Below are 21,156 nucleotides of genomic sequence, written 5' to 3' on the forward strand. Positions count from 1 at the left end.
GTGTCGATTTATCAAATCAGATGTATATAGATAGCGGGGTTGAGACCACATTGAATAAGCTGCCAAGAGATTTCTACAACCGTGATACGTTAAACGTAGCCCGTGACCTATTGGGAAAGCATCTCGTCCATAAGATAGACGGTGACATACGTGAAGGGAAAATTATCGAAGTTGAGGCATATATCGGTCCGGAAGATAAAGGAGCCCATACGTATAATGGCAGAAGGACGCCGCGTAATGAGGTGATGTATGGTCCGCCCGGTTTTGCGTACGTATACTTGATTTATGGTATGTATAATTGTGTCAATGTCGTAACCAATGAAGTGGAAAAGCCTGAAGCCGTCTTAATCCGTGCGCTTGAGCCGATCCATGGGGTTGAACGAATGGGTGTGGAAAGGTTCGGGAAATCGAAATTACTTACATCCCGTGAGTCGATAAATTTGACAAATGGGCCGGGAAAGCTCTGCCAGGCGCTGGGCATTACCCGTGCTCATAATGGATACGACTTATGCGGTGAGGTGTTATATATCACGGAGCCGTCAAAAACGGATGAACCGTTTGAAACGGTGGAAACAACACGGATTAATATCGATTACGCGGAGGAAGCAGCCCTGTATCCATGGCGCTTTTATATAAAGGGTAATCCTTTCGTGTCCCATAAATAGTGAGATACCAATCTGTTTTTCATACCGTGCCCGAACAGCTCCGGTGAGGATTGAAGCATTCCCCGTAATCGGCTAAACGAAGGAGCAATGAAGCTATTGTTTGTGATAAGCTATCATAAATGATAGCTTTTTCATTTGTTGGAGGAGAACGTACATGTTAGATATTGCCTTATTAGGCTGCGGCGGGACGATGCCGCTCCCGAAACGCTGGCTTACAGCCATGCTTGCTTCATACAATGGCAAGATGGTATTGATTGATTGCGGAGAAGGAACACAAGTAACGATGAAGATGCTGGGCTGGGGTTTTAAATCAATCGAGGCTATTTGCTTCACCCATTATCATGCCGACCATGTGGCGGGCTTACCGGGGCTTTTGTTCGCTATTGCAAATGCCGGCAGAACAGAACCATTACTTTTGATGGGTCCGCCCGGACTGCTCGAGGTTGTACGGGGAATGACGGTCATTGCACCATATCTCCCTTATGAGCTTCATCTGACGGAGATTTCCGATGAGGAGGTAGGGGAGTATCGAATTGCGGATTTTATTGTGCGAACGCTTCCGGTATATCACACGGTTCCTTGTGTCGGTTATACGTTGGAAATCGAGCGAGGTCGTAAGTTTGACCCGGCAAAGGCAGCCGAATTGGGTATCCCTGTACCTTTCTGGGGACGTCTTCAGAAAGAGGAAACCATTACCTACGAAGAGAAGGTGTTTACGCCGGATATGGTGCTTGGAATACCGCGTAGAGGTTTGAAAGTCGCTTATTGTACCGACACGAGACCGGTGGATGAGCTCGTTGATTTTATTCAGGGAGCTGATCTATTCATCGGTGAAGGTATGTACGGGGATGCAGAGAGCCTTCCGAAGGCTGAAGAGCATAGGCATATGCTGTTTGAAGAGGCAGCAGCTCTGGCTCAAAAGGGAGGCGTGAAAGAGCTGTGGCTGACCCACTATAGCCCTTCATTGAATGAGCCGGAAGAATATATCGAGGCTGCTCGTAAGATTTTTCCGGCGACGAAGCTGGGCCATGACCGTATGACGGCAAAGCTTGTTTTTGATAAAGAATAACTTTCTGTGTAAAGCGTGATGGTTGTCACTGAACGTATAGGCTCTAGATCGTATGATAAAGGCAGCAAGAGAATACGATTTGGAGGAAAGTAGCATGAAAGTAGCGAGGCTAAGAAACGTACTGAGTCAACGGGATATCGGTAAGATGAATGTACTTGAATTCGCAAAAGGGGCCATTATCAACCTACAATTGAAGGCTGGGCAAAGCATAGGCCGCCATCATACGCCAAGTGATGCAATCGTACATGTGGTGTCTGGCCGGGTACGATTTGGTATTGGAGAAGAGACTGTAGAGTTAACGCGAGATGTCGTTTTACACATGAATCCAAAAGAAGAGCACGAGCTGGAAGCAGTCGAGGATACGAGCCTGCTGGTCATTAAGGTTGGCGACGATACGACATGCGGTATGGAAAAAGAGTGAGGGCAGGGAACATTCCCCTGCCTTCATTCTTTTTTATAGGTAAGAGAGTAGATGCTGTTTTAAGGTAAGGAAGCGATGTAATCCTTCTTCTGTAACCTGTTTATTTTTAATTGGAGGATAGAGCAAGCATCGTCTCCATATCTTCCTGAGCAGTGCCGATAAGCTTTAGACCGAAGGCTTCCTGAAGTATATTCAATACACCTGGCGTAATGAATTCCGGTGGTTTCGGACCGATGCGTATATCCTGTATTCCTAAACTGAACAGCCCGAGCAGGATGGCTACCGCCTTCTGCTCAAACCAGGATAGGACGATGCTGACAGGCAGCTCATTGACTTTGCAGCCGAATGCATCGGCCAGTGCCATTGCGATTTTCACTGTGGAACCTGAGTTATTGCATTGACCAAGATCGATATAGCGCGGAATGTTCGTGCCGGGAACGGTACCATAGTCCACATCATTGAAGCGGAATTTACCACAAGATGTTGTTAGAATGACCGCTTCCGGCGGCAAGGATGTGGCGAGTTCGCGGTAGTATTCTCCGCCTTTACCCGGTGCATCGCATCCTGCGATAACGAAGAAGCGTTTGATTTTTCCCGCTTTGACTGCATCGATAATCTCTGGCGCGATGCCCAGCACCGTTTCGTGGTGGAAGCCGGTCAGTAATGTCTGCTCAGACTCGATATTAGCTTCTGGAAGCTCCAGCGCCCGTTCGATAATCGGGGTAAAATCATCATGCAGAATTTTCGTTACGCCTTCCAAGCCAGCCACCTCATAAGAGAAGAAACGATCTGCGTATGTTCCTTTAATGGGCATCACACAGTTAGTCGTAGCCAGGATAGCACCTGGGAAGTCTTCAAAGAGGCGCCGTTGATCGAACCATGCTTTACCGATGTTCCCCTTCAGATGCGGATATTTTTTAAGCTCCGGATACCCGTGTGCAGGCAGCATTTCCGAATGAGTATAAATATTGATGCCTTTACTTTCCGTTTGCTTTAACAACTGCTCCAGAGCAAAAAGGTTATGTCCGGTCACGATAATGCACTTGCCTTCGATTTTATTTTGCGGTACGCGAATCGGCTGCGGAATACCGAGGCGATCTGTATGGGCGCGATCCAGCATATCCATGACACGTACGGCTGCCTGACCGACTTTCATCGCCATATCGATGTGTTCTTGCATATTGAAGTTAGAGTTGGTTAGTGTAAGGTACAGTGCTTCATGTGTCGTAGCATCCACAAACGGATCGGAATAGCCGAGCTGGCGCGCATGCGTCGCATAGGCCGCAACTCCTTTTAAACCGAAGATGATAGTATCCTGTAAGCTTGCGATGTCCTCGTTCTTGCCACATACCCCAATAATCTTGCATCCTCCGTCTGGCGTTTGTTCACATTGATAACAGAACATTTGTCATACCTCCCCCTGATTTTGTTTCATCCCGGCTTGCTGAATGAACTTGATAATGTAACTATACAGCGGCCAGAGGGGAATAAATGTGATACTTATCACACATAAAACGAAGTCATAGAACGTTCAAATTATGATTGGTAGCGTCTGTGCACATTGGATTTATGTCTTCATTTGACATAGCTATATACCCGGGTGATAATGGCATCGTAATGACAAAGTAGATATATATATTTATAGATTTTGTTTTCTTATTAAATAAAATAATGAGGTGAAAAGATGAGAGAAAAAAAGTACGGCTATGGAATTATTTTTGATATGGATAATACGTTGCTTCAGTCTGTCATTGATTTCACAGAGATGAAACGATCAGTGTTTGAGTTGCTTGTAAAGGATGGTTTATGTGCGCCGAATTTCGATTGGCACAGTTATACCGCCTCCCAGTTGATTGAGATGGCACGGCAGTCCGGTAAGCTGAAACAGGAAACGGAGGCGCGCATTTGGGATGCGGTAACCGAGTGTGAAAAACAAGGAATGCATGGAGCACAGTTGGAACCGTACGTACCGGAAGTGCTGGCGGAATTATACGGGGATTGCCATCTTGTGGTCTTAACCAATAATGCTTGCATAGCAGCACAGGAAGCATTAAAAGAGACAGGCATCGATCATTATTTTGACTATATTGTCGGCCGAGAGCAGATGACGGCCCTTAAACCTTCGGCTTCCGGTGTATACTATGTCTTGGATCACTATCCGGATGTACCAGCAGAGCGCTGGATGTTTGTAGGTGATTCGTGGATTGATGGCAAGGCAGCCAAAGAAGGGAACATTGCATTTACCGCCTATAAGGGCAATCGTAATCAAATGGAAAAGAACGAGGTTTATCCTGTTGTCTATATTGAAGATATGCGAGAATTAATGGATGCTTTGATATGGAGGAAGGAACAAGTGTAAGAAACGATCGACGATTCATAGAATAAGGACAGCATAAGAGCACCCGAATTTCCCAAGCATGTACCATGGTTAAATACAGAACGTCCACTTTCTTTATCCATGCTGAAGGGACATGTTGTGCTGTTGGATTTACGGACGAACGATCTGCGTGTCCTTCATATTGAATAGACTCAAAAAATGGAGTAGGCAATATCCCTGCTCCATTTTCTATATGGTTTCCGCTTTGGAAATGCTGCCGCAAGTAGCCCTGACGGCCGTAATTAAGTCCTGTGGATTCAGGAGAATTTGACAGCCACGAACACCAGCACTAATGGAGATTGTATCGTATGGCAATGCTGCTTCTTCGAGGAAGACAGGATACTTCTTTTTTGAACCAAGTGGAGATACACCGCCCCGGATATAGCCGGTGAGCGGCTGAACTTCCTTCAGTGGGACGACCTCTGCTTTTTTGTTGCCGCTGATGGCAGCGAGTGCTTTCAGATTTAATTCCTTATCTCCTGGGATGCAGGCAAGCATAACTCCGGTTTTATCCCCACGGGCCACCAGCGTTTTATAAACCTGTTCAAGTGGAAATTTGATTTTCGCTGCCACTGTGCCTGCGGAGAGATCGGATTCATCTACTGTATATTCACGCAGCTCATACGGAATTTTCATCTGATCGAGTTGCCGTGCCGCATTCGTTTTTTGTGTCATTATTTTTTCTCTCCCTTGCGGTTATTTCTCTAATTGAGCAAGCTTCTTATTAAGTTCCTGTGCCTGAAATATGGCAGACATATCGGAAAGAACATCCCCCGGCTTGTTTCCTTCCCCGATGATATAGCCCGCAAACGGTATGCCTACAAAGTCGAAAATGTAGGCGAATTGCTGGATAAGGGGTAGTCCTTTGAGCTTCGGGTTATCTCCTCCCGTCATAATGACATACGCTTGCTTGCGGCTAAGGGCGCCTTTGAAGTCGTAAGTAGGGGAGCGCAGACTTTGTGACCAGCGATCGATGAAGTTCTTCATGATGCCGCTCATGCCGTACCAATAAAGTGGAGTCGAGAAGAGAAGGATGTCGTGTGCGAGCATTTGGTGAACAATATCTTCATAATCGTCGGCTATTGGGCCAAAGCCTTCAGGATCATGACGTTTGTCGGTAATGGCGTCAATCTGTTTTTCGCGTAGATAAATGCTCGCATGCCTGATGTTTTCGACGGCTTTTCCGGTGAGCAGCTCTGAGTTTCCGTTCTTGCGGGAGCTGCCGTACAGTACGAATATGCTCATCTTTTCCTCCCGATGCTTTTTGTTTTTACTTTATTGTAGCAGAATCTTGTGCGACTAAACTACATAAGTTACACTTGATAGTTTGACATGATCACGTGGTTGGAAGTAGGAAATTCGGAAAAAAGAAGAGGTTGGATGCGCCCTGCGCTCCAGCAGAAGGAAGGCCAGTGTGTCTATACGCTGGGAAGTTGCATCCTGATGCATAAAAATTCGTATAGACAGAAGCTATAATTTCCAGGTTTCTTTCAATTCGACAGGTATGAATAGGCAGTAGGAAATAGAAGAAGAACAATATCTGTTATAGTCATAAACTCAAATTAAAACAATAACAGGGGTGTGGGGGCTAAAGGAAGAACATGTGATAAAACAATTTGCGAGCAAAATAAAAATGTGTTCGAAAGGGAGGTTGTTTCGTAAAACGCCACGGTTGCAATCAATGGTAGAATAGAACGTAGGATAAGATTATGTGAAAAGGGAGATTGGCAGTGTACAGAAAAGGAGAGATTCACTTTTCCGAAGATGCGCCGTTTGGCGTCCGGGACGGCCTTATTCTGGAGCATTACGGAGTCAATGAACTGCATTTCGATTCTGTGAAGAGCTACCGGAACCGCTTCATGGCGGTAAAGCCGAATCATCCCTGGAACGGACTTGAGACGAAAGAATTCTTGTATAAAATAGGTGCTTGGGGCAAGCTGCGTGATAGTGGCAGGGAAGGGCTAACGCTCGCCGGTCTGTTGATGTTCAGCGAAGAAAGGGTCATTACTGAGGTGCTGCCTCATTATTTCCTCGAATACCGCGATGATACTCATGCATTTGGTGATGAGCGATGGTCTGATCGCGTGACATCGCAGGATGGGACATGGACCGGCAATCTGCATGATTTTTACTTTATGGTTATGCCGCGCCTGACGTCAGGTTTACAAATTCCATTCCAGCTTCAGGGAACGGTACGACATGATGAGACAGCCGTGCACACGGCGCTGCGCGAAGCGCTGGTAAATGCGATTGTACATGCAGATTATGAAGGAGAGCGTGGGATTGTAGTAGAGCGGGAGAGGACAAGCTTTGCATTTTCCAATCCAGGGTTATCGCGTGTTTCGTTGTCCCAGGCGCTTGAAGGTGGGGTTAGCGATTTGCGCAATCCAAACCTATGTAAGATGTTTTTGCTTATTGGCCTTGGTGAACGGGCGGGTTCAGGACTTTTCAATATTCGACAAACCTGGCGGGATAGAGAGTGGGAGATTCCACAATTTTTGCAGCAAGAAACACCTGCACGTACGATTTTTATTTTACGAATGATAACGCTAGATTCCCATGAAAATGAAGGGAAATTCCGAATGATAGAGGACTCCTATAATAAAAAACAGAAGTCCATAAATAAAAAAATAAACTCCTTGAATAATGATTTTAAGTCCGATATTAAGGGAGCTAACTCCCTTAATAAGGAGATAAACTCCTTTAACAATGAGTTTATCTCCTATAATAACTCGGTTGACTCCTATAATAATCTGGATAACTCCTGTAATAAAGAGGCGGAGTCCATAAATAGTGATACCCCCCCTGATGTTGCAGATGAGAGAATGGATTTAGCAGAAAAGGAAGAGATAAAAGATAGAGAGACAACTGAAGAGAAGTTATGGAAGATTGCTGAATTAGCACGGAAGCGGAAACGGCTAAGTCCAAAAGTAATGGAAGATATTATTGTCCAGCTATGTGTGCATAGGCCATTGCGGTTAAAAGAATTGGCAGACATGCTGGAAAGAACGCCTGATGGTTTGCGAAACAACTATTTAGCAAAGCTACTGCGAGAAGGGCGACTTCGTCTTAAATACCCGGATCAGGTGAATCACCCGAAACAAGCGTATATAACAGTTGTATAAGCTATACTTGATATTTTGGCATGATAACGTGATTGATTGGAGGCAGCAGAGTCGGAGAAAGAAGAAGGGGATGCAGCAGCATAAGTTTCTTTTCCTGGGAAATGAAATAGGCTGGCATGGTCATTGCCAAAACGAAGATAGGGACAGGGCGGATAAGCCCTGTCTTTTTTCGGTATTCACTATGTTTGGTGTTTTGCTATAAAGATTTAATGTAATGACTACGCCAATACAAAAAACGAGCAAGCAGAGGAGCAGGAGAGCAATTTTTTTCGGTACGCCGGAAGAAAATAAACGGTATATCCATTGGATAATCAGACCAAAAATTGCACTAGCCACTATTACTGCGGCAATTGCGCTGAATGAAAGGGTGGCTTGGGGTGAAAGGTTTATAATTCCCCAAGCCAATGAAAAAAGAAAAGCGATAGCACCTGGGCTCCTTGTTTTTTTCATATTTTCTCCCCCTTTGTCTACATTTTACCATCATATATTGTATTTTTTATCCATAAAAAAGAACAAGCGCATGTGTTTACGCTTGTTCTTTGCGGTGCACTTTCCAGTGCGGAAGCTCATATGCTACCAGAATGACAAGGAGCGTCAACAAGGTTGATGTAGTTAATCCACCGATAACAACGATTGCAAGCGACGGATCAAGATGAAAATGGACTTATCGCTTCCTGCAACCGTTGGTATTTACTTTTCTGATTAACTGTAAAAGAATAACCCAGTGAGGAAATTGCATCCATCACATGCTGACAAGCATCTTCATTCTCTATGCCTTCGATTTCAAGTTCATACTCGGTTCGATCTTCTGGAAGCGATGTGCGGTCCAGTTCGCATGTGTATCCTTCGATGAGCTGTAGTTTCCGTCGTTCGTTGCGGAGTGTGCCCCGTATGATGAGGGTAGAAGGTGACACCAACCGGCGGATAGCGTCTTGCCCCTCTTTAGGCAATAGGCTCACCAGTACTTCCGGATTAGTACGTCCCGCTTCAAAAACATTGGCTGCGATTTCCTGTTCTAACTCAATAGAAGATACAGCCGCTGAATCGCTTGTTTGTTTTATTTTTGCACACAGTATCCATACGCCATTTTCCTCCCGTACCCGCAGCATGACACCGTTTTTGCCCATATAAAAATCGGGCATGTCAAAGTAATAATTGGTTTGTTGCAGCACAGGTGCTACCGGATCGGCATAGACTAGTAACGCATTGTAAGTTTCCTTCGTTACAAGCAATTTCAATTCCTGTTCTTTTTTTGGCATACCCAGTCTCCTTTTTTCAATGCTGTTTCACATAATAGTGAACAAGAAGAAAAAAAGCAATGGTTATGCAGCAACAGTGGAGTCTAATCAGGAATTAGTCACTGTTTTCCTCTGTTTTTTTTGTCTGCCTGCAAGTAGAACCCCTGCGATAAGTACGATAGTAAAACTCCATTTCAATACCGGATTGACATCAAAATAGTCAGCGATAAATGGTTCATCGACGATCATTTTTGCCGCCGTCCATACGAGTACGCCTGCTCCAATATATATAAGTGAAGGAAAACGCTCAATCCAGCTAATAATAAGCGTACTCCCCCAGACGACAACGGGTACACTGATTAGTAGGCCAAGCACTACAAGAAGAAAGCTCCCGTGTGCCGCACCAGCTACTGCCAGAACGTTATCTAGGCCCATTGCCGCATCGGCAATAATAATCGTGCGAACCGCGTTCCATAGACTCTTTTCTGCCTTAATATCATCATGGTTTTTTTCTTTAACCAATAGCTTATAGGCAATCCAGATAAGCAGCAGTCCGCCAAGCAACAGCAAACCAGGGATATTTAACAGCCATACGACAACTAGTGTAGCGAGAATTCGAATGAAGATAGCTCCGACGGTCCCCCAGATGATAACTTTCTTTTGTTGTTCTTTCGGTAAGCGCCGCGCGGCCAAGCCAATAACGATCGCATTATCGCCTGCAAGTACCAAATCAATGACCAGGATAGCGAGCAGTGCCGAGAAGAACTCCGCCGAGAAAAGCTCCATGCATAATCAGTCCCTTCATATTTAATATTTTCCCCAAAACAAAAGACCTTTACCCATTGGATAAAGGTCTGAAAAGTCAAAAAAGACCCTTACCGCAAATGGCAAAGGTCTTGCTAACAACAATACGTTGCCAACAAAGCCGGAGACAGGTGTCTCGGAATGACGACTTTGCTGTATAGCTACTCCCCTTTGGAGGTTCTTCTGTTTTTTTTATCATAAAACAGGCCATGTATGCAGTCAACTAATATTTTCATAATAGGGCGCTTTTATACAGTAAATCGGGAAAAATGTTTTAAATATAAATAAAATTTTGCATATAGACAATAGACTATTCAATTATGTCCTTGTACTGTATACTTGTGTCTATCTGAAACAAACAAATAAACATAATGAATAAATAAATTTGAAGGAGTAGAGAAAATGAAAGGGCTAGGTTTATTGCCGAGGTTACTTCTGGCAATTCTATTGGGGATTATTATCGGAGCGGGAAGTCCGAGATGGGTTATCGAGATTACCGCAACATTTAACGGTATCTTTGGTAATTTTCTTGGTTTTGTTATTCCCCTTATCATTATCGGATTTGTCGCACCGGGCATTGGCGAGCTTGGCAGAGGCGCAGGTAAGCTGCTGGCGATCACAGCGGGAATTGCATACGCTTCCACGATTGTAGCCGGATTGATTGCATATATTACAGGCTCTGCAGTCCTGCCTAATATTCTGGAAGTAGGCAGTATGAATATGAGTGCGAATAACCCGGAAGAAGCTCTTGTAGCTCCGCTATTCAAAGTGGATATGCCTCCAATAATGGGGGTGATGACGGCGTTGTTGCTAGCTTTTACGCTGGGGCTTGGCATCGCTGCAATTAAAGGGGATATGCTGAAAAAATTAATGGATGATTTCCAGCAAATCGTAGAAAAGCTGATCACAGGCTTGATTATTCCATTGCTTCCATTACATATTATGGGCATTTTTGCTAATATGACATATGCCGGACAGGTAGCGACTATTATGTCTGTATTTGCGAAAGTGTTCGTGATGATTATTGTGCTGCATATTGTCATTCTGCTTGTTCAATACTTGATTGGCGGTGCAGTGGCAGGCGGAAATCCATTCCGACTATTAAAGAATATGATGCCAGCATACTTTACAGCAATTGGTACGCAGTCTTCCGCAGCTACTATTCCGGTAACGTTGCGCCAAACAAAAAAGAACGGTGTTCATGAAGGGCCGGCCGATTTCGTGGTGCCGCTTTGTGCAACGATACATCTGTCAGGCAGTACGATTACGTTGGTAAGCTGTGCTATGGCAGTAATGATGCTTAATGGCATGAACACATCATTTGGTGCCTTGTTTCCGTTCATTCTTATGCTGGGTGTAACGATGGTAGCGGCACCGGGTGTACCAGGCGGTGCAGTGATGGCAGCGCTCGGTTTATTGGAATCCATGCTACATTTCGATCCGACATTGACTTCTCTTATGATCGCACTGTATTTGGCACAAGATAGCTTTGGTACTGCTTGTAATGTGACAGGAGATGGTGCGATTGCGTTAATGGTCAACAAAATTTCTGGGAATAAGTTAACTCCACAGGAATAAAAAATAAACAGAAACAGCAAAAGGGAGCTTCGGCTCCCTTTTGTTGCGTTATAGAGTCGATTTTTGTGATATATTGTAATCCATAAACAGGAAAACGAAATATTTTTAGAAAGAAAAAAACGGGAGAGGAGGAAATAGACTGATTTCTTCGTTGTTACACGCTTTTCGTTTGCTGTTGGCCCGTATTTATTTTCGGGAAATCCGTATATATGGACAGGAACATTTGCCGACCGATGGAATGACGTTGTTTGTTAGCAACCATCGGAATGGAGCGATTGATGGATACATCTTGTTGAAAGTACTGCCTGCATGCCGTGCGATCGTTGGTCGAAATTTAACGGGTTCCTGGTTTTTGCGCCTTTTTTTTGGTGGACAAATCGAAGTGTATCGCAAGGCGGAGAATGCAGAGCAAAAGGCATGGAATCGTGAACGGTTGCAAGAAGCCGCCCTGGCAATGCGTCGGGGCCAACCGGTGCTTATTTTTCCTGAAGGTACGAGTGAGCTGGGACCGCATCTGCTTCCGGTTAAGAAGGGGGCGGCCTTTATTTGTCATACGCTACTTCAGGAGGCAGGGGATGCAGAGACGTTATCGATCGTTCCCCTTGGTTTGCACTATGAGGAAGGCTGGCGTTTTCGCAGTGCAGCAGAAATCCATATTGGCCCGCCGGTGCATGTTACTAGGGAGTCGACACGCAATCTAGCCGCTTTGACGGAAACAATGCGGCAAAGTTTAGCGGATGTGAGTGAGAATTTCGCTGATGAAGAGGAACAACGTCAGGGAGAATCGTTCGCTTCTATGCTTCGGTATCACGGAGTGTGCAGGAAGTCGCATCTATCTTTCTGCCGTATGTGGGCTAGGGGAAATATATCGGAGAAGCACCGTGAACGCTTCCTCCATTTTTATCATGATGAAGGTTTGCAGCGTTACCAGAATACTCCTCTGACAGCTCAAGGAGGAGCACGAAAATTCGCTATTATGTATTATTTATTGCTTCCGTTATTCTTACTTGCGTATGTCCTGAATTTCCTTCCGTTGTTTGGGGCATATATAGCTGCCAGGAAAATGGCAGATGACACGAATGTTATTGCGCTGTGGCGGATTCTAGTTGGTACTCCACTGTTCGTGATTCAATGCTTCTTATATATTATAGTAGGTCTGTTTTTTTGCCCGCTGTCTGTTCTTGCCTGGTTACTTGTGATGTATATATTTGTAACAGGCACTGGAATTTGTTTGCTGGATGTTTGGCGTCGTGCCGGTGTTCGGGGGCGTAACGGAACGAATGCCAAGCACCATGAGATTCTTTCATTTTGTAAGGAGTTTAAATAATGAGAATAGCAATGAATCATTTTGCACCATTTTATTTTCGCCAGATTTTACTTCATGAATATTTCATGAGCCTTTTGTTTCTACAGATTCTCGTACGGCTTGCTCTCAACGCCCATTTCGGAAAATGGTTTGTGTTGTATGTCATCGTGCTGGGAGTATATTGGATTCTGATTTATTACGGGCAGCGATCGCTTGCTCCAGCGACCAACCGAATTCGGCTTCTGTGGAACATAATTATGATGAACTTTGCGTTTACCAGCATTAAAGAAATCATACCGATCTGGGGCATGGAACCGGCAGACGGCATGCTGGCCAGTATCGATCATATGCTTGTAGGCGGAGATTTGAGCCTGCTGTTGCAGAAATGGTATAGCGCACCGCTTACTGAAGTGATGAGCATAGGCTACCTTTCTTTCCTGGTAGCATTGTTCGCTACTTTTATCATTTACGGCTTTCGGGCTTCCCTTGATAAGCTGGCGTTGTTTTGCGCTGGAATTTTTACGCTGTATGGCATCGGAATTACTGGCTATACGCTGATTCCTGGTGAAGGGCCGTTTGTTCATTTTGCGTCCTCTTATACGAAAGAATTAACAGGCTACTTCTTTACAGAGTGGAATGCCGCTATTGTCAAGGCAGGCTCAGCTAAATATGATGTTTTTCCGAGTTTGCACGTTGGTGTTGGTCTATTCTTGCTCATGTTTTATTATGCGCATAACAGGCGCGTTTTCTATTTATACCTTGTTCCGTTTGTGTTTATCGTACTGTCTACCCTGTACTTGCGTTACCATTACTTTATAGATTTAATAGTCGGGGCATGTTTTAGTGTATTGTCCTATCATCTTGCGAAGTCACTTTATAAAAAGGAAATGGAAGGGGCGGGAAGATATGGAGTACATTACCGGATTTGACCGTATGCTGAGCATAGAGGAGGATGGAGGGAAAGGACATCATCTTAAGCAATTGACATCCTTTGGCTTCAACGTACCGGAAGGGATCGTTATCGGAGCTTCTTTCTATCGTAAATATTATCCGAAGCCGCCTGTATTTACATATGAAGATGAAGCGACGATGGCAAGCCAATGCCAGGAGATGGCGGAGAAGGTGCGGATGACATCGCTGCCGGAAGCCTTTGCTCGGGAACTGGAGGAGCGTCTGGAACGTTTCCCGGCTGGAGGAAGGTTTGCCGTACGCTCGTCTTCTACGTACGAAGATTTGGCAGGCGCGGCGTTTGCCGGGCAGCATGATACGTTCCTTAATATAGCGCCGGATAAGATAGCGGAAAAGGTACGGGAATGCTTCGCTTCCCTTTGGCAGAAGCACGCTGTGTTGTATCGCCGTTATCAGGGATTCGAACAGGCCGGTGCATCCATGGCTGTCGTTATTCAACGTATGATTGAAGCGGAAGTAGCCGGCGTGGCCTTTTCCGTCGATCCAGTCAGCGGTAACCTGGATTATGTACTGATTGAAGGAAATTACGGGGTTGGAGAGTCGGTCGTAGGCGGGGAAGCTGTGACGGATTCATGGATTGTCGATGCTGTGAAGGGTGAAATTGTCGAACGCCGGGTAAGCGAGAAAGAATATTACGTCGTGCCAGTCGAGGACGGGGTGCAGACACGTCCCTTGCCGCCTGAATACCGTGCAACCCCTTGCTTGTCCGATGACCGGATTCTGGAAATCGCCCGTGTAACGAAAAAAATAGAAGGTGAGTTTCAATCTCCACAAGATGTAGAGTGGGCGTATGCGGAAAACAAATTGTATATTCTGCAATCCCGGCCACAGACGACGATTCCGCCACGCTTCACACGGGATGAGTCTGCAGAACGATTCCCTGAGCCGCTCACACCGTTGACATGGTCTTACGTAGAGGATGCGTTCAATGCTTCGTTGGAGCATTCACTTCGCCTGATGGATGTTCACCTGCCAACACGTCCTTGGTTTGCTTTACGCAATTGTTATGTGTACGGTAACCAGAATGCTGTTAAATTACTGGCCATGAACAAGCCTATTCAGTTGCGAACGGCTGATTCCCTTGTTGATGAGCTAACGTTTATCGAGGAGAAATTCCGCTGGGTAATGGAGTTGCCGAATACGTGGACAAGGGACTTGGATACATACCTTATCCGTGTAGGAAAACTCAGCGCCGCTTCATTTCAGGGATTTTCTGCTACTGACTTCCAGCGCCACTTTAAGGAATTGTTTAGTGTAGCCAAAGAGTATTTCCTGCCCAATATCGCGATTTCGATGACGCAGGGATTCCTAACAAGAACATTGCTTGAGTATATTGCGGTAGTAAAAGGGGATATGTACGAGGCGCAGACGGTGCTAAAGCAGATTATTACCGCCTCTGGAACGAAAACCGGCCAGATTAACCGGGAACTGTATGAATTGGCGAAGAGAGTCAAACAGTCACCAGAATTGATGACCTTACTTGCAGAAGGGGGAAAGCAGGCACTTGCCGGGTTAGAACGTTTTCCAGCGTTTGATGAGGCATTCCGCGTTTTTATTGATAATTATGGCCACCGAGAGATTAGCTTTGATTATTATAAGCCAACATGGGCGGAAGCTCCTGAGGTTGTCCTGGATTTAATTTATTTGGCCGCTACGTCGCGTAAGCGGGAAAATATCGGGAAGAAGGAGCAGGTTGGCAAGATGGCGAGTCTGAAGGCGACACAGGAGCTATTGGCTTTGTCACCGAAGCCGTTGCGTTATTTCGTAAATGAGCTAGTTCGATTAACGCTCACATATACGTATATTGACGACCTGGAGCATTTTCAGACTACACGGGTGAATTTGCTGGCGCGCAAGGCAGTGGGGGCGCTTGGAAACCGATTGATGGAAGCCGGGCAATTGGCTGACCCTTACGATTTGTTCTTTCTGGTGAAGGAGGAGCTGGAATCTATTGACTCGTTCGAGTTGTCTGCCGAGTTACAAGAAAAAATAGCCCTGCGTAAGGAAGCGTATTTGCGAGCGTGTGATCAGGAACCGGTTTGGGATTTGACACAAGAATCGGAAGCAGCGGATTCAGAAAAAGATGCGGAGAAAGATGGGGCATTGCTGCGTGGCGTTCCGGGCAGTCCGGGAGAATGTGAAGGAGACATCTACATTGTACGCGGTCCGGAAGACTTCGCCAAGATGCCGGATCAGTCCATTCTTGTAGCACGTACGACGAATCCTGCCTGGACACCGCTATTCTATAAAGCGAAGGGATTGATTACCGAGTCTGGCGGGCCGCTCTCGCATGGCGCCGTAACGGCGCGGGAAGTCGGCATTCCAGCCGTTATGTGTATTCGTGGGGCGCTAACAAAATTTGAAAACGGCGAGCGCATTCGCCTGGACGGCAAGAAGGGAGTTGTTCAAAAGCTTGACGTCCAGACGAAGGCCCCCATGTCTTAATGGAATTCGATTTCGTCCCGTTCGACGTTGTATGTGACAGTCAGTTCGGAATCGTCGAGATACCAGACATCTTCTTTTTCGATGAAGAACGTTATGCCGTCCTGTTCGGTTGAGATGCCGATTTCTTTTGGCTGCTCCTTGGCAACACCAAGTGAAAATCCGCTTTGCACTGTACTGCATCCGCCCATCCGGGCAAAGAAGCGGACGGCGTCTCCCTTTTTGATATCCATCTCTTTGCGGAACCATTGTATGGCCGCAGGGTCAATTGTAAGTTTCATTCGTATGCCTCCTTATCGCTTGCGGCAATCTTACCTTATTGTATCATATCCCTATTTTTTTCTTGTGCTTTGATACGGCCGAACCCATGTAAAAAATGGATAACGGGTCAGTAAGATAGTCAAAAGAAGGAAGGGATAAATATGGACGATGATCGTAAACCTGTTGACAGGGCAGTCGTCGGCAACCAATCGTAAGTGAAATGAAAAAACCGGTCAAATGACGACCGGTTTTATTTCTTAATTAGTCCTTTTTCCGTTTCCCAAAAGTTCTCTGTAATAAATGCTTCGATATAATTTTTCGTGAAATATGGAAGCAATGTATCATATATCTTTTTCTTGGTAGTAGGTCCGACCAGTTTAGGTTGAGCAAGTGCGTTTTTCTTCGCTAACTCGGCCTGTTCTTTATGAGACTGGCCCGCTACATTAGACGCCTCTGCCACGGTGGTGAAAGTGACGGAAAGCAGCAATACAAGACAACCCGACAACATCCATCCTCTTATTTTTCTCATAATTGTGTAATGAACAATTCCTTTCTGCTAGTTTTTGAAGCACATCAAGCAACAAATCCCGCAGATCATCGTCATTCGAGCGATGTTACTTCTTATTTAAGTATATTGTACTAGATTGGACAAGATATGTCAGGCCCTATTTACCTTCCGGCGCTTTGTTTTTGCGGCAAAGAGCCATGAGCAGAAGAGTTTGCTATGCGTGTAGAGATATAGACGCCAAGCACCACGAATATTCCCCCCGCTGCTTGATACCATGTTAGCCGTTCATCAATGAAAAGAATAGCGAATATGGAAGCGAAAACTGGAATTAGATTAAGAAAGATGCTCGCTTTACCTGGACCTACCTGAGCCACGGCCGAATTCCACGAGATAAAGGCTACAATGGAAGCGAATATTCCTGTATACAATACGGTGAATAAAGATGCAAACGACCATGTAATCGGAACGTGAGCAATGAGCGCTTCGTAAATAAAGAAAGGAAGCAGGATGATAATACCGATAATGATACATATAAGAAAAGTGCTGTAGCCGGGCAAGATCCCGGTATATCGCTTAACAAGGACTGAATAAATACTCCAGCAAATTAGGGCGGCAATTACAAACAAATCGCCAATATTAAAAGAGAAGGCAAGTAGTGTTGCAAGGGAGCCTTTAGAAAGAATGAATAGCACCCCGGCGAGTGACAATATAATCCCAGCGGTCTGATGTTTGCTTAAGCGTTCCCGCAGCATAAAAAAGGAAAGAATACAAATAACGATTGGTGTAGATGAGTTAACGAGTGAAGCGTTAATCGATGTCGTATAATGCAGCGCAATATACAATAACGTATTAAATCCAGCCACACCAGTCAGTGCCATGAAAATTACGGTAGGCATGTGCTTGCGCACGCTGGGCCATTCTTGGCGTACATTCGGCCAGGCAAACGGAAGGAATACGAACAGTGCGGTACACCAACGCAGAAATGAGAGTGTGTATGGAGGCAAACTTTCCGCAATTGCCCGTCCAATCACAAAATTTCCGCCCCATAATAGATTGGCCAGCACAAGCAGCGCATAAGGAGAAATACGTACCATGATAGCTGTTCACCACTTTTCGATATTTCTTTCTAGTATATACTAGTTTTCTGTGCTTCCGTAACTTAGAAGCGGTTAAGAGGCGGGGGGAAAATGGTAGGTGAATGATTGATCGGTTAATACATCAAAGGAAAATCCTTGCTTGCGCAGCCCTTCAATGATGGCGGGGAGCGCCTCTACAGTTGTAGTCTTTGCTTGTGAATCGTGCATTAAGATAATGGCTTTTTGTTTGTTTTTACTCCCATGCAGTACAGACTGGATAATGACGTCCCGTGACTGGGTAATACGCTCGGCATCTCTGGAGTCGACATTCCAATCGAAGTAGTGATAGCCTTCCTGGGTCATTTGTTGTATAAGAGTATGCATCAAATCTTTTCCTCCATACTTGCGGCTTACATGATTGTTGGAACCGCCCGGAAAACGGATAATATTAGGCTTCCGGTCTGTCTGTTGATATACGAGATTACGAATTTGATCGAAGTCTTGATGGAAAGCGGCAGGTGAGACATAGATTGTGCGGTATTCGTGTGAATAAGAATGAAGGCCGATGGCGTGTCCTTCTGCCACGATACGTTTATACATGTACTTACCATGTTTCGATTGGTTGCCTATTACGAAGAATGTAGCCTTAATTTTGTAATAGTCCAGTATGGAAAGAATGGCAGATGTATTAGAGGAAGGGCCGTCATCAAATGTTAAGTAAGCCACTTTTTTAGCTGGATTTTGCTGGGGTGTTTTTTTATATTTTGTTTTATTTCTTTTAGTTCACTGGTAAGTTTTTCATTAGTTACCTGCAATTCTTTTTTTTCTTGTTGTATTTCCTCCAGGTGACGTATGGTATTCCGATTCGTGTATGCCTGAAGAGAAGCGTAGATAACAAACAGGATAAAAAAGATAATGCTAGCTGTAACCGCGCCTTTAATCGTTTTCGCCCCCATTATAAGATGTAGTATTTTACCTACTGTACATAGATGTGTATGACAGATAATGAGTGATCATGACGAGACGCTGCAAGGTTTGACAATAGGGAGTAAAAAACGTAACATTCAACCTATGTATTTATTAATGAGGAGCAGAAGAGATGCTGCGGAAGAATATATACAAGTTATCACCTATTCAAATCATTGTTAGCGCGTATTTTATTGCCATTGTTGTTGTTACAGGGCTTTTGATGCTGCCAATAAGCCTGAAGCCAGGGATTAGCCTTTCATTTGTGGATGCACTGTTTACTGCCACCAGTGCAGTAAGTGTAACCGGATTGACGACCGTGAGCACCTCGGAAACATTCAGTACGTTTGGTTCAGTGGTGCTGATCAGCGCTTTTCAATTGGGTGGTATTGGCGTAATGACGTTGGGTACGTTTATTTGGATTTTATTCGGCACACAAATCGGGTTATCTCAGCGCCGGTTAATTATGGTGGATCAGAACCGTTATAACCTTTCCGGTCTGGTACAACTTATGAAATTGGTCCTGGGTATGGCGTTGCTGTTTGAGGCGATTGGTGCTGTTATTTTCGGGTTATACTTCTATTTTGCCGGATATTATGACTCGCTTGCGACGTCTTTTTATTACGGAATTTTTCATTCGATTTCTACGTATACCAATGCAGGCTTTGACTTGTTCGGTAATTCGCTTCTTGATTTTGCAGACGATTATTTTGTCATTAGTTTGACGGCTATTCTTATTGTTCTCGGTGCAATTGGTTTTCCAGTACTTGTGGAACTAAGAGAGTATCTCTTCGGCGGACATAAAAGGTTTCGGTTCTCGCTATATACGAAGATTACGACGGTTACCTTTGGAATTTTGCTTGTGCTGGGAATTATCGGTGTGTGGATAGTGGAAGACTCCCGTTACTTCACCGGTATGACCTGGCACGAGAAGTTTTTCTATTCGATGTTTTTGTCTGTTACGGCACGCAGTGCAGGACTAGCGACAGTCGATCCGTCTGATTTAAGTGTCACAAGCCAGTTTTTTACCTCTGTCCTTATGTTCATTGGGGCTAGCCCGTCCAGTGTAGGCGGAGGTATACGCACCACAACGCTGGCGGTCATGATCCTAACGATTATTACTTTTGCTCGTGGACGCAGTGAGGTACGCATCTTTGGTCGTTCATTGCGGCAGGATGATATTAACAAGAGTTTTGTATTTTTTTCCACAGCTTCCATTCTTGTGATAAGTGGTATCCTGATTTTAGAGATGATAGACGGGCATAAATTCTCGCTTTCCTCCATTATTTTCAATATTTGCTCGGCGTTTGGCACGTGTGGCATGTCTATCGGAGCGATAAGTGAACTTACTCCTGTGAGCAAGATGGTGCTAGTACTATTGATGTATATCGGCCGTATTGGTATGATGCTATTCTTGTCTATTTTTATCTCTGGAAAGGCAAAAGCCGATATCCATTATCCGGAAGAAAAAATTATTATCGGCTAAATTTCGTAGGGCAATAGGCGCTTATATAGCGCTTTTTTTTCTTACTTAATTACTAAAAAAGGTAAAAATAGTAACTTTCTCTTGCGCATATTCGTATAACGAGGAAAATAAAGAGAGGAAGGATCGAAATTTGACGACTCGGCTCGAATATCGTCGATTAGACGAAAGAAACGGATTTCCTGTTTTGTATTACTATGACTTCATCGATAAGGATGAAATTGCCTTGCGCTTTGCCTGCGACTATTTTGTAAAAGACGGACTTGTATATGAAAAAACGTCCTGTGCGATTGAAATTTCCTGCTATGTCATCTATGTTCAGGTAGCAGAAGATGAAAAGGCACTGAAATCAGCAGAGCCGGTAGCCCGTCAGAAACCCGGGATTATGATGGAAGTGCGTGAGTTCAAAGAAGGTACGGCCCATTATCCTGTCGTATGCACGTACACGTTCCAAGACGATGCCGACGCAATTCTGCATTTACAGAGCCAATTTCTATACCTGTATGGCCGTGAGTGGGAAAGAACGTCGACTGAAATCGACGAAGATCGAGGCGTGTACGTTTATTATGCGCAGCCGACTGCTTGAAGGGAGGAGTGGGAATGAACGAGACGATGGAGAAGAGAGGCCGGACAAAAAAGTTATTAAGCCTGTTTATGGCAACGGCCCTTGTGACAGCGACTGCCGGTTGTTCGTCAGATGATAAATGCTATGATCAGAATAATGACGGATATTGTGACGATGATGGAAGTGCACATAGTGGCGTTTATACGAGCGGAAACGGCGGCAAGAAGCTATTCCAGCGAAAGAACGGGATTTCCAGCGCTTCTAAAGGCGGCATCGGCAGTTCGGGCTGGAGCAGTAGTTAAC

General features: G+C 44.9%; 21 protein-coding genes and 1 pseudogene. 12 read left to right on the forward strand and 10 right to left on the reverse strand.

The genetic code is table 11. The annotated features are described in order from the left end of the window. Window positions 1–20: 20 nt before the first annotated feature. From HMPREF0083_RS13155 to HMPREF0083_RS13165, 3 genes are all read left to right on the forward strand, one after another. Window positions 21–665 (forward strand): DNA-3-methyladenine glycosylase, encoded by a 645-nt coding sequence (locus HMPREF0083_RS13155; protein WP_051354651.1) that lies wholly within the window; start codon window positions 21–23, stop codon window positions 663–665. A 154-nt stretch (window positions 666–819) separates the two neighbouring features. Next, window positions 820–1,734 carry a ribonuclease Z gene (locus tag HMPREF0083_RS13160; protein WP_021621926.1) on the forward strand — a complete coding sequence of 305 codons (915 nt, stop codon included), beginning with the start codon at window positions 820–822 and terminating at the stop codon, window positions 1,732–1,734. A 94-nt stretch (window positions 1,735–1,828) separates the two neighbouring features. Beyond that, window positions 1,829–2,155, forward strand: a complete 327-nt coding sequence (locus tag HMPREF0083_RS13165) for a cupin domain-containing protein (RefSeq protein ID WP_040302715.1) — start codon at window positions 1,829–1,831, stop codon at window positions 2,153–2,155. Window positions 2,156–2,261: 106 nt separating this feature from the next. On the opposite strand, the gene hcp is transcribed toward HMPREF0083_RS13165, so the two are convergent. Then, complete coding sequence (hcp, locus tag HMPREF0083_RS13170) at window positions 2,262–3,560, reverse strand: hydroxylamine reductase (protein ID WP_021621928.1); 1,299 nt, start codon at window positions 3,558–3,560, stop codon at window positions 2,262–2,264. Window positions 3,561–3,839: 279 nt separating this feature from the next. On the opposite strand from hcp, the gene HMPREF0083_RS13175 reads away from it, so the two are divergent. Beyond that, entirely contained in the window at window positions 3,840–4,514 is a 675-nt protein-coding gene (locus tag HMPREF0083_RS13175; protein WP_021621929.1) for an HAD family hydrolase, read from the forward strand. Window positions 4,515–4,721: 207 nt separating this feature from the next. Here HMPREF0083_RS13175 and ybaK read toward each other — a convergent pair whose 3' ends face one another. Both ybaK and HMPREF0083_RS13185 read right to left on the reverse strand, forming a co-directional pair. Continuing rightward, entirely contained in the window at window positions 4,722–5,207 is a 486-nt protein-coding gene (ybaK, locus tag HMPREF0083_RS13180) for a Cys-tRNA(Pro) deacylase (protein WP_021621930.1), read from the reverse strand. Between the two features lie 21 nt (window positions 5,208–5,228). Further along, a complete protein-coding gene (locus tag HMPREF0083_RS13185) occupies window positions 5,229–5,777 on the reverse strand; it encodes a flavodoxin family protein (RefSeq protein ID WP_021621931.1) in 549 nt (182 codons plus the stop codon). Between the two features lie 485 nt (window positions 5,778–6,262). On the opposite strand from HMPREF0083_RS13185, the gene HMPREF0083_RS13190 reads away from it, so the two are divergent. Further along, window positions 6,263–7,657, forward strand: coding sequence for an ATP-binding protein (locus tag HMPREF0083_RS13190; RefSeq protein WP_021621933.1), 1,395 nt, complete (start codon window positions 6,263–6,265; stop codon window positions 7,655–7,657). 120 nt (window positions 7,658–7,777) lie between these two features. Here HMPREF0083_RS13190 and HMPREF0083_RS13195 read toward each other — a convergent pair whose 3' ends face one another. From HMPREF0083_RS13195 to HMPREF0083_RS13205, 3 genes are all read right to left on the reverse strand, one after another. Next, on the reverse strand, window positions 7,778–8,107 hold the full coding sequence (locus HMPREF0083_RS13195) for a hypothetical protein (RefSeq protein ID WP_040302716.1): 330 nt from the start codon (window positions 8,105–8,107) through the stop codon (window positions 7,778–7,780). Between the two features lie 197 nt (window positions 8,108–8,304). Continuing rightward, the gene (locus HMPREF0083_RS13200; protein WP_021621936.1) at window positions 8,305–8,916 is read right to left on the reverse strand and encodes a CYTH domain-containing protein; all 612 of its coding nucleotides are present in this window, start codon (window positions 8,914–8,916) and stop codon (window positions 8,305–8,307) included. Window positions 8,917–9,003: 87 nt separating this feature from the next. Then, the gene (locus HMPREF0083_RS13205) at window positions 9,004–9,681 is read right to left on the reverse strand and encodes a TerC family protein (RefSeq protein ID WP_021621937.1); all 678 of its coding nucleotides are present in this window, start codon (window positions 9,679–9,681) and stop codon (window positions 9,004–9,006) included. Between the two features lie 420 nt (window positions 9,682–10,101). On the opposite strand from HMPREF0083_RS13205, the gene HMPREF0083_RS13210 reads away from it, so the two are divergent. The 4 genes from HMPREF0083_RS13210 (at window position 10,102) to HMPREF0083_RS13225 (ending at window position 15,997) form a co-directional block, all read left to right on the forward strand. Then, window positions 10,102–11,277: a dicarboxylate/amino acid:cation symporter gene (locus HMPREF0083_RS13210; protein WP_021621938.1), complete on the forward strand. Its 1,176-nt coding sequence runs from the start codon at window positions 10,102–10,104 to the stop codon at window positions 11,275–11,277. A 151-nt stretch (window positions 11,278–11,428) separates the two neighbouring features. Next, window positions 11,429–12,604 carry a 1-acyl-sn-glycerol-3-phosphate acyltransferase gene (locus HMPREF0083_RS13215; RefSeq protein ID WP_040302718.1) on the forward strand — a complete coding sequence of 392 codons (1,176 nt, stop codon included), beginning with the start codon at window positions 11,429–11,431 and terminating at the stop codon, window positions 12,602–12,604. Continuing rightward, the gene (locus HMPREF0083_RS13220) at window positions 12,604–13,512 is read left to right on the forward strand and encodes a phosphatase PAP2 family protein (protein WP_021621940.1); all 909 of its coding nucleotides are present in this window, start codon (window positions 12,604–12,606) and stop codon (window positions 13,510–13,512) included. Before HMPREF0083_RS13215 ends, HMPREF0083_RS13220 begins: the two co-directional genes overlap by 1 nt. Then, window positions 13,490–15,997, forward strand: coding sequence for a PEP/pyruvate-binding domain-containing protein (locus HMPREF0083_RS13225; protein ID WP_021621941.1), 2,508 nt, complete (start codon window positions 13,490–13,492; stop codon window positions 15,995–15,997). The genes HMPREF0083_RS13220 and HMPREF0083_RS13225 overlap by 23 nt, the downstream gene beginning before the upstream one ends. On the opposite strand, the gene HMPREF0083_RS13230 is transcribed toward HMPREF0083_RS13225, so the two are convergent. The 4 genes and pseudogenes from HMPREF0083_RS13230 to HMPREF0083_RS13245 form a co-directional block, all read right to left on the reverse strand. Next, entirely contained in the window at window positions 15,994–16,275 is a 282-nt protein-coding gene (locus HMPREF0083_RS13230; protein WP_021621942.1) for a HesB/YadR/YfhF family protein, read from the reverse strand. The two genes, HMPREF0083_RS13225 and HMPREF0083_RS13230, sit on opposite strands and share 4 nt — an antisense overlap. Window positions 16,276–16,505: 230 nt before the next feature. Continuing rightward, window positions 16,506–16,763 (reverse strand): DUF3993 domain-containing protein, encoded by a 258-nt coding sequence (locus tag HMPREF0083_RS13235; RefSeq protein WP_040302719.1) that lies wholly within the window; start codon window positions 16,761–16,763, stop codon window positions 16,506–16,508. A gap of 161 nt (window positions 16,764–16,924) precedes the next feature. Further along, window positions 16,925–17,857, reverse strand: a complete 933-nt coding sequence (locus HMPREF0083_RS13240; protein ID WP_021621945.1) for a DMT family transporter — start codon at window positions 17,855–17,857, stop codon at window positions 16,925–16,927. A 75-nt stretch (window positions 17,858–17,932) separates the two neighbouring features. Further along, window positions 17,933–18,571 (reverse strand): annotated as a pseudogene (locus HMPREF0083_RS13245) (polysaccharide deacetylase); the annotation flags it as partial. Window positions 18,572–18,938: 367 nt separating this feature from the next. Here HMPREF0083_RS13245 and HMPREF0083_RS13255 point away from each other — a divergent pair. The 3 genes from HMPREF0083_RS13255 (at window position 18,939) to HMPREF0083_RS13265 (ending at window position 21,155) form a co-directional block, all read left to right on the forward strand. Further along, complete coding sequence (locus HMPREF0083_RS13255; RefSeq protein WP_021621948.1) at window positions 18,939–20,291, forward strand: TrkH family potassium uptake protein; 1,353 nt, start codon at window positions 18,939–18,941, stop codon at window positions 20,289–20,291. Between the two features lie 130 nt (window positions 20,292–20,421). Next, entirely contained in the window at window positions 20,422–20,874 is a 453-nt protein-coding gene (locus HMPREF0083_RS13260) for a hypothetical protein (RefSeq protein ID WP_021621949.1), read from the forward strand. A gap of 14 nt (window positions 20,875–20,888) precedes the next feature. Beyond that, a complete protein-coding gene (locus tag HMPREF0083_RS13265; RefSeq protein WP_051354652.1) occupies window positions 20,889–21,155 on the forward strand; it encodes a hypothetical protein in 267 nt (88 codons plus the stop codon). Window position 21,156: the final 1 nt, after the last annotated feature.

Source organism: Aneurinibacillus aneurinilyticus ATCC 12856 (genome assembly GCF_000466385.1).
Taxonomy (GTDB): Bacteria; Bacillota; Bacilli; order Aneurinibacillales; family Aneurinibacillaceae; genus Aneurinibacillus; species Aneurinibacillus aneurinilyticus.

Coding starts and splice junctions, on each gene's coding strand:
- HMPREF0083_RS13255 (WP_021621948.1), top strand. CDS start 18,939: ATGCTGCGGAAGAATATATACAAGTTATCACCTATTCAAATCATTGTT.
- HMPREF0083_RS13240 (WP_021621945.1), bottom strand. CDS start 17,857: ATGGTACGTATTTCTCCTTATGCGCTGCTTGTGCTGGCCAATCTATTA.
- hcp (WP_021621928.1), bottom strand. CDS start 3,560: ATGTTCTGTTATCAATGTGAACAAACGCCAGACGGAGGATGCAAGATT.
- HMPREF0083_RS13200 (WP_021621936.1), bottom strand. CDS start 8,916: ATGCCAAAAAAAGAACAGGAATTGAAATTGCTTGTAACGAAGGAAACT.
- HMPREF0083_RS13185 (WP_021621931.1), bottom strand. CDS start 5,777: ATGAGCATATTCGTACTGTACGGCAGCTCCCGCAAGAACGGAAACTCA.
- HMPREF0083_RS13165 (WP_040302715.1), top strand. CDS start 1,829: ATGAAAGTAGCGAGGCTAAGAAACGTACTGAGTCAACGGGATATCGGT.
- HMPREF0083_RS13210 (WP_021621938.1), top strand. CDS start 10,102: ATGAAAGGGCTAGGTTTATTGCCGAGGTTACTTCTGGCAATTCTATTG.
- HMPREF0083_RS13205 (WP_021621937.1), bottom strand. CDS start 9,681: ATGGAGCTTTTCTCGGCGGAGTTCTTCTCGGCACTGCTCGCTATCCTG.
- HMPREF0083_RS13160 (WP_021621926.1), top strand. CDS start 820: ATGTTAGATATTGCCTTATTAGGCTGCGGCGGGACGATGCCGCTCCCG.
- HMPREF0083_RS13225 (WP_021621941.1), top strand. CDS start 13,490: ATGGAGTACATTACCGGATTTGACCGTATGCTGAGCATAGAGGAGGAT.
- HMPREF0083_RS13265 (WP_051354652.1), top strand. CDS start 20,889: ATGAACGAGACGATGGAGAAGAGAGGCCGGACAAAAAAGTTATTAAGC.
- HMPREF0083_RS13155 (WP_051354651.1), top strand. CDS start 21: ATGTATATAGATAGCGGGGTTGAGACCACATTGAATAAGCTGCCAAGA.
- ybaK (WP_021621930.1), bottom strand. CDS start 5,207: ATGACACAAAAAACGAATGCGGCACGGCAACTCGATCAGATGAAAATT.
- HMPREF0083_RS13195 (WP_040302716.1), bottom strand. CDS start 8,107: ATGAAAAAAACAAGGAGCCCAGGTGCTATCGCTTTTCTTTTTTCATTG.
- HMPREF0083_RS13175 (WP_021621929.1), top strand. CDS start 3,840: ATGAGAGAAAAAAAGTACGGCTATGGAATTATTTTTGATATGGATAAT.
- HMPREF0083_RS13220 (WP_021621940.1), top strand. CDS start 12,604: ATGAGAATAGCAATGAATCATTTTGCACCATTTTATTTTCGCCAGATT.
- HMPREF0083_RS13235 (WP_040302719.1), bottom strand. CDS start 16,763: ATGTTGTCGGGTTGTCTTGTATTGCTGCTTTCCGTCACTTTCACCACC.
- HMPREF0083_RS13230 (WP_021621942.1), bottom strand. CDS start 16,275: ATGAAACTTACAATTGACCCTGCGGCCATACAATGGTTCCGCAAAGAG.